Here is a 5,151-nt window from a genome sequence, read left to right as displayed (position 1 = left end):
TGCAGTGATGGTGGCAGACAGGGTGAAAGAGATGCTGAATCCTGAAGTTAACGACAAGTTCAACCCGATCAGAAAAGGCATTCTTCATCCGGATACACTGACACTGGAAGAAAGAAATGAACTGATTAAGAAACAGCCTGCATACGGCAATATTATCTGCCGTTGTGAGATGATCACGGAGGGTGAGATTCTGGATGCCATTCACCGTCCGCTGGGGGCACGTTCCCTGGATGGTGTGAAACGTCGTACAAGAGCCGGTATGGGACGGTGCCAGGCAGGCTTCTGTTCACCGAGAACGATGGAAATTCTTGAGCGTGAAGTGCCAATGAGAATGTTTGACATTACAAAGAACGGTGTTGGTTCCAATATCGTTATCGGTACCAACAAGGAATTATAGGAGGGCGCATGATGAAAGCATATGATTTGATTATTATTGGCGGTGGCCCTGCTGGTCTGGCAGCCGCTGTTGCTGCAAGAGACAACGGTATTGAAAGTATTCTGATTCTTGAAAGAGACAAACAGCTTGGCGGTATTCTGAACCAGTGTATCCACAACGGTTTCGGTCTTCATACATTTAAAGAAGAACTGACAGGGCCTGAATATGCAGCAAGATTTATCGAACAGGTCAAAGAGAGAAAGATTGAATATAAATTAAATACAATGGTCATGGATATTTCCCATGAAAAAGTTGTCACTGCCATGAACCGTGAGGAAGGCATGATTCTTCTTCAGGCCAAAGCCGTGATTCTGGCCATGGGATGTCGTGAACGTTCAAGAGGGGCTTTGAATATTCCGGGTTATCGTCCGGCAGGTATTTACTCCGCAGGTACCGCACAGCGTCTGGTGAACATGGAAGGCTATATGCCGGGCCGTGAAGTGGTTATCCTTGGTTCCGGTGATATCGGCCTGATCATGGCAAGACGTATGACACTGGAAGGTGCCAAAGTGAAGGTTGTGGCAGAGCTGATGCCTTATTCCGGCGGATTAAAGAGAAATATCGTTCAGTGCCTGAATGATTTCGATATTCCGCTGAAACTTAGTCATACAGTTGTTGATATTGAAGGCAAAGACCGTGTAAAGGCTGTTACAATTGCAGAGGTTGGCCCTGACCGCCGTCCGATTCCGGGCACGGAAGAACGCTATGAATGTGATACACTGCTTCTGTCCTGTGGTCTGATCCCTGAAAATGAGTTGAGTAAGAGTGCCGGTGTTGACTTAAGCCCGATTACATCCGGCCCGATTGTTAATGACAGTCTGGAAACTAATATCGACGGCGTATTTGCCTGCGGCAACGTGCTGCATGTGCATGACCTGGTGGATTATGTTTCCCAGGAAGCCGGAACAGCCGGAAAGAATGCTGCAGCTTATATTAAGGAGGGCAAGACAGCCGATGCAAAAACTGTTGAAATTTTGCCGGTAGATGGCGTGCGTTACACAGTGCCAAAATATATCCGCCCGACAGAAATGGAAGATACTCTGACAGTTCGTTTCCGTGTGGGAGATGTTTATAAAAACTGTGCCATTGCGACTTATTTTGATGATGAACTCATCAGCAAACGCAAACGTCCGGTCATGGCACCGGGAGAAATGGAGCAGGTGATCCTGCAGAAATCCAAACTGGCAGATTACCCTGATTTGAAGCATATTACAATCAAAATTGAGGAGGCATAACGAATGGAAACAAGAGAATTAACCTGTATCGGCTGTCCTTTGGGATGCGCTCTCACAGTGACAATGAATGGTAAAGAAGTTGTAGAAGTCAAAGGCAACACTTGCAAAAAGGGCGATATTTATGCCAGAAAAGAAGTCACTAATCCGACACGTATCGTCACGACAACTGTCAGAGTCAGCGGCGGCGCTGCTCCGATGATCAATGTCAAAACACAGTCCGATATTCCGAAGGATAAGATTTTTGAATGTGTAGCAGCATTAAAAGGCGTGACAATTCAGGCACCGGTGGCTATCGGTGATGTTGTCCTTGAAAATGTGGCAGGTACAGGCGTCAATATTGTGGCAGCAGGCGCAGTCGAGGCGGCATAATAGAATGAATAAAAACTGAATGGATAAAAATAGCATATTGAAGTATACAGATGGAACTGAATATGTCATTGATGGAGAAGATGCCTATAATACAGTTGTAAGTTTTAAAGACAACGGAAAATCATGGTATGTATTTAGTCGACTGGCCGACACAGGAAAAATTCAGTCTTTGGATATCAAAGGGCATTATTGTAATCTTAAAGATGAAAGTGAGGAGGAATACATCAGAATATATACGTTGGCAGAATAGGCTGTAGAAGAGGTAAATATACATAGGTACATTCAGAGTGGGATGTTTGAAGATTGCGAATGCTGCCGTATAAAATATTAGCCGGTATATATTGATTTTAGGATCAACATGTACCGGCTGTTTTATCTTTTGTAAACAGGATTCCTCTTGTTAATATTGGTTTGAGTATAACTGTTTACAATTTATTAATTTCTTCATTTGTAGGATGAGCTTTCAGTCAGATTAAAGATGGAATTCTTTAAACAATTCCTGTTGAAGTTATTGGTCTTGTAACAGGTATTTACAGAATTATTGACCAGATTCATACAGCAACCAATGCAACCGGTGACCTCGTTGTGGCAGCCTGTGTGGCATCCACAGAGGGAACACTGGATCGTACAGCACCGGCTTATACGGGAGATGTAAAAAAAATAACGCTGTGAAGCCTCAGTCTTTTTGGCGTTTCGTCTTGCGAAGCAGGACATTTCATTATATAATGAGCGTTAGCAAGAAGTGTGTCATCGTCATAGGGCATCATAGATTTTGATGAGGAAGGATGAGCATTGTTCTGAGACAGCATAAACAGGAATGATGACAGAATGAGGGATAGAATAATGAACAGAGAGTTCAAAGATGCACTGGAGGATTCTCCGGTTATAGCAGCCATAAAAGATGATAATGGCCTGAAGGAATGTCTGAAAAGTGACATTCAGGTTGTTTTTATTTTATATGGAGATATCTGCAATATCGCGGATATTGTAGATACAGTGAAACAGGCAGGAAAGATGGCACTGGTTCATCTGGATTTGATCAATGGCCTTTCTGCCAAGGATGTAGCGGTTGATTTTATAAAAAAATATACAAAAGCTGATGGTATTATTTCGACAAAACCTGCATTGATCAAACATGCAGGCGAGATTGGACTTACATCGGTGCTGCGTTTATTTGTCATCGATTCCATGGCTTACGAGAATATTCAGAAGCATGTGAAGGGGGCAAGACCGGATGTCATTGAGGTACTGCCGGCACTGATGCCGAAGGTTGTGAAAAGAGTTTGTCGAATTTCGCAGATTCCGGTTATTGCAGGAGGGCTTGTGTCGGACAAGGAAGATGTGATGTCTCTTTTGCAGGCAGGCGTTGTCAGTGTGTCGTCGACAAATAAAGAAATCTGGTTTATGTAAACAACAACAGGAAGAGGAAATAGAAGATGATTGTATATTTTATACGGCATGGAGAGACAGATTTCAACAAACGCTGTCTCATACAGGGAATGAGCGACATTCCATTAAATGACAAGGGGATTCAGCAGGCAGGCATTGCGGCGGAGTGGTTTGAAAAGCAGAATATTACATTCGACAGAGTTTTTGCAAGTCCACTTGTGCGGGCAAGAAAGACGGCAGCCATCGTTTCGGGCAGAACATTTGAAGAAGTGCAGCCTGATGCAAGAATCCGTGAGATGGATTTTGGTGTAGATGAAGGCAAGCCGTATTCGCTGATTAAGGATTTATTTGATGCACCGGAGTCTTATATTCCTCCGGAAGGTGCAGAGAGTATTGAAGAACTGCAGACCCGTGCACAGAAATTCCTGGATATGCTGTCAGAAATGGCGGCATCAGATGAAAGTGTACATACTGTGCTGGCTGCTTCTCATGGGGCTGCTTTGAGAGGTATTATGAGCTGTATCAATCACTGTGAATTGAAAGACTTCTGGCGGTCAGGACTTTCAAACTGTTGTGTTTATAAAATTCATCTGGAAAATAATGTGTGGGTGGAAGACGGGCTGATGCATCCGATTGAGGAGGCAGAACAGTTTAAATCCGGCAAAACCAAGGAGGCATAGAAGCAGAATGATTAAAAAGATATTGAGTCTGGTTGATCAGAAATTATTGAGATTTATCATTGTCGGCTGTATTAACACCGTTGTCGGTACGGCCATCATGTTTGGTCTGTATAATCTGGCATCCTGCAGTTACTGGGTGTCATCTGCAGCCAATTATATTTTGACGAGTATTTTGAGCTTTTTCCTGAACAAGTATTTTACATTCCAGAATAAAGAACGTTCATGGAAGCAGGTGGCGAAATTTATCATTAACATAGCGGTATGCTATGTGCTGGCCTATGGTATTGCAAAACCGGTTGTTATGTACATATTATCCGGCGCCGGTCAGAAGATTCAGGAGAATGCAGCCATGCTTGCCGGTATGTGTCTGTTCACCGGATTTAACTATATCGGACAGCGTATGTTCGCATTCAAAGAATAATTTCTCCGGAGCGCAGCAGTCCGTCGATACGATAAAAGTCATTATTTTTGAAAAAATTTAAATTTTTTCAAAAAAAGGCTTGCATTTTTCAAAAGCATCTGGTATTATAAGTGAGCACGCAGAAGTGGCGGAATGGCAGACGCGCTAGATTCAGGTTCTAGTGAGGTAACACTCGTGTGGGTTCAACTCCCATCTTCTGCATGATTTATAAAAACCTGAGTAGAGAAGGAATCCCAAGTGGATTCCTTTTTTGCTTTATGCAATATGTGATGTGGCTTATCAGGTATATCTGTGAGAAGGTCGGCATTGCAGACAGTCAGGAGTCGTGGCGTTCCTATGACCGGATGAATAAGAAAATCATCGAAAGACTGGACAAAACACAGCTGTAAGCAGCACGCAAAGGCACCGGTTGAATGACAAAAATCACAATTAGACACTTTTTAAAACAAGTGACCATTAATGAACAAAAAAATATACAATTGATGGTTGTAAATTATGCTGTCCATTAATATAATATTTTTTATGAGAAAATCAACATGTTATCTACTAAGACTTCCCATACCTAAAATGGGCTTCGCACCTTGAAAATTCAATACTTCAGCTAACAAAATAGCGATTTAT

The 5,151-nt window shown here is 42.7% G+C and carries 9 protein-coding genes and 1 tRNA gene; all 10 read left to right on the top strand.

The window, feature by feature from the left end; genetic code table 11:
- On the top strand, positions 1-397 hold a 397-nt coding region (locus WMO25_RS14585), incomplete at its 5' end, for a (2Fe-2S)-binding protein (RefSeq protein ID WP_349085901.1).
- Positions 398-408: 11 nt separating this feature from the next.
- Positions 409-1,671 carry an NAD(P)/FAD-dependent oxidoreductase gene (locus tag WMO25_RS14580; protein ID WP_015513414.1) on the top strand — a complete coding sequence of 421 codons (1,263 nt, stop codon included), beginning with the start codon at positions 409-411 and terminating at the stop codon, positions 1,669-1,671.
- Positions 1,672-1,674: 3 nt separating this feature from the next.
- A complete protein-coding gene (locus WMO25_RS14575) occupies positions 1,675-2,040 on the top strand; it encodes a DUF1667 domain-containing protein (RefSeq protein ID WP_015513415.1) in 366 nt (121 codons plus the stop codon).
- Positions 2,041-2,059: 19 nt separating this feature from the next.
- Positions 2,060-2,290, top strand: coding sequence for a hypothetical protein (locus WMO25_RS14570; RefSeq protein WP_349085900.1), 231 nt, complete (start codon positions 2,060-2,062; stop codon positions 2,288-2,290).
- 245 nt (positions 2,291-2,535) lie between these two features.
- Positions 2,536-2,712 (top strand): cation:dicarboxylate symporter family transporter, encoded by a 177-nt coding sequence (locus WMO25_RS14565; RefSeq protein ID WP_349085902.1) that lies wholly within the window; start codon positions 2,536-2,538, stop codon positions 2,710-2,712.
- Positions 2,713-2,883: 171 nt separating this feature from the next.
- Positions 2,884-3,450, top strand: coding sequence for a glycerol-3-phosphate responsive antiterminator (locus WMO25_RS14560; protein WP_015513418.1), 567 nt, complete (start codon positions 2,884-2,886; stop codon positions 3,448-3,450).
- Positions 3,451-3,476: 26 nt separating this feature from the next.
- Positions 3,477-4,109, top strand: coding sequence for a histidine phosphatase family protein (locus tag WMO25_RS14555; RefSeq protein ID WP_117541038.1), 633 nt, complete (start codon positions 3,477-3,479; stop codon positions 4,107-4,109).
- A 7-nt stretch (positions 4,110-4,116) separates the two neighbouring features.
- Positions 4,117-4,530 carry a GtrA family protein gene (locus WMO25_RS14550; RefSeq protein WP_015513420.1) on the top strand — a complete coding sequence of 138 codons (414 nt, stop codon included), beginning with the start codon at positions 4,117-4,119 and terminating at the stop codon, positions 4,528-4,530.
- A gap of 118 nt (positions 4,531-4,648) precedes the next feature.
- Positions 4,649-4,731: transfer RNA gene (locus WMO25_RS14545), tRNA-Leu, on the top strand.
- 56 nt (positions 4,732-4,787) lie between these two features.
- Positions 4,788-4,919 carry a hypothetical protein gene (locus WMO25_RS14540; RefSeq protein WP_349085899.1) on the top strand — a complete coding sequence of 44 codons (132 nt, stop codon included), beginning with the start codon at positions 4,788-4,790 and terminating at the stop codon, positions 4,917-4,919.
- Positions 4,920-5,151 lie beyond the last annotated feature (232 nt).

It is taken from the genome of Coprococcus intestinihominis (assembly GCF_040096555.1).
Lineage (GTDB): Bacteria > Bacillota > Clostridia > Lachnospirales > Lachnospiraceae > Coprococcus_A > Coprococcus_A intestinihominis.
Note: the sequence above shows the minus strand (reverse complement) of the source record. Positions and strands in the feature narration are given on the sequence as shown.